1 protein-coding gene is annotated in these 2105 nt (G+C 67.6%); it reads right to left on the reverse strand.

Translation table 11 applies throughout. From position 1 onward, the window contains the following. Positions 1-3: 3 nt before the first annotated feature. Positions 4-1938 carry a diguanylate cyclase domain-containing protein gene (locus ACFZDJ_RS55000; RefSeq protein ID WP_391070826.1) on the reverse strand — a complete coding sequence of 645 codons (1935 nt, stop codon included), beginning with the start codon at positions 1936-1938 and terminating at the stop codon, positions 4-6. Positions 1939-2105 lie beyond the last annotated feature (167 nt).

Below are 2105 nucleotides of genomic sequence, written 5' to 3' on the forward strand. Positions count from 1 at the left end.
TCGTCAGTGGTTCAGCATGCCGCTGCAGACGTCCTGTGGCTGGGGGTGGTGCATGCGGATGCGGCCCTTACCCGCGCTTTTGGCCTCGTACATGGCCTGGTCGGCGTGATCCAGAAGGTCGTCGGGTGTGATGCCTGGCATGGCGACCGCGATGCCGATGGAAGCCGAGACCACCGCGTCAGTGCTGCCGATGCGGTACGGCTTGGTCAGGGCGGACAAGATCCGTTCAGCTACTTCCCTGGCTGGAGGAGGGCATGCCCCCGCCTCTCCTTCCAGGAGTGCGGTGAACTCATCGCCGCCGAGGCGGGCGACGGTGTCGCCGGCCCGCACGGATGCCTGGAGCCGACGGGCAGCCTGAATGAGCAGGGCATCGCCCATGGCGTGTCCGACCGAATCGTTGACGGCCTTGAAGCCGTCCAGGTCCAGGAACAGCACGGCCGGCGGAGTCGTGCCGACGGTCCGCTTGCGTAGTGCGTGGGCGACTCGGTCGGTGAACAACGCGCGGTTGGGCAGGCCGGTCAACGCGTCGTGGAAGGCACGGCGTTCGAGCTGCGCCTGCAGGGCGACCCGCTCAGTCACATCGCGGCTGCTGAAGATCAGTCCCTCGGGGTGGTGGCTGATCGTCGACTCGACATGGCGCCATCCCCCGTCAGCGGCCCGGACCCGGCAGAACACGTGGCGGCCCGGGCCGCGGTCGCCTGGCTCGGCTTCCTGCCGCAGCCTCTCAACGGCTTGCATCAGCGGGGTCGCGTCGTCCGGGTGGGTGTACAGGGGCAAGCGAGCGCCTACGAGATCCTCCGGCCGGTGACCGAAAACGTGACGGGCGGCCGGACTGACGTAGAGCACACGGCCGTCCAGACTGAGGATGGTGATCACGTCGGACGAGCCGTCGACCAGGGTGCGGTAATGGGCCTCACGGGCTACGACCTCTCGCGTGATACGCAGGTGGTCGGCGTGCACGATGCCTTGCCGGGCGCCGAACCCGAGAAGCACCGTACCTGCCAAGGCCATCATCACCGCATCGGTGCGGCCACCGGCCAACACGTGAGCCCCCATGGCGAGCACGCAGACGACTACAGGCACAAAGCCGACCACCACCCCGACGACCGGCAGCACCCGCTCACCGACCCCCACGGCGCTGACACCCCCCGGCATCCACGGCACGGCAGCGACCAGGAGCAACCCGGTCATCGAGCAGGTCGCCGCCAGAGGGACCCCGTACCAGGTGCCCGGCACCGGCAGGAGGATGCGCAGCATGTCGCTGACAGCCAGGACCACAAGGGCGACGGCCGCCACCGTGGTCGCTGTGCGCTTCCCGGGTTCAAGGCTGAAGCAGAGGGCGACCACGAGACCCAGGACAAGGATGTCCGTCACCACGCGTGCGAGACCCAGCACCGATGCCGTCACATCACCGCCTTGATCGGCGCGATGCAGCAGAAGCACCCAGCACAGAGTGAGCAGCGACCCTGCGATCATCCATCCGTCCAGGACCCGCCGTAACCACATCAGGTTCGTGCCGCTGTCCGCTGCTGCCATGACCAGTCCGGCGACACTCAGCCCCAGACACACGGCGATCCCGGCGGCCCCCAGGCCCTGAACCAGGCAACGGAGGACACCAGCAGAGTGCCCTGTCGCCGAAGAGGGCTGACTTACGACGAAGTGGTGAAGGCCGCCTGCTGCGGCCGAAACAGCGAACAGCCTCAGGCGAAGACGCACCCTTTCGGCGGTTGTCCGGGCCCGCGCAAGGAGAGAGAGGGCGGCTACTCCGTGCGCAGCCGGCACTCCAACGTCGGCCGGGAGCACGGACGCTGTCAGACCCCCGCCGACGGCGACGGCAACCGCAAGGCCCACACACAAGGCCTTGCCCACACCCGCCACATAGAGCCAGCCGATGCGGGCGGCGTGAAGCAAACCGTCTCGACCGACCAACGCCAGCATCACGCCCCCCATTTCGATGATCGAGCCCAGAAAGGCAGACGCACGCTTCCGGAACTACTCGAGTGCGATAAGAGGCTAGGAGCATCTGGCGCCCAAGCCCCCGCGGTAGCTTGAGGCGTCACCTGAAATAACGACGCCAGTTGTGCGCCGACACCTCGCCTCTGATA

Source organism: Streptomyces sp. NPDC007896 (assembly GCF_042959425.1).
In the GTDB taxonomy this organism is placed as follows: Bacteria; Actinomycetota; Actinomycetes; order Streptomycetales; family Streptomycetaceae; genus Streptomyces.

What these genes read in the sequence shown, in the direction of transcription:
- ACFZDJ_RS55000 (WP_391070826.1), bottom strand. Translation starts at nt 1,938, where the DNA reads ATGCTGGCGTTGGTCGGTCGAGACGGTTTGCTTCACGCCGCCCGCATC.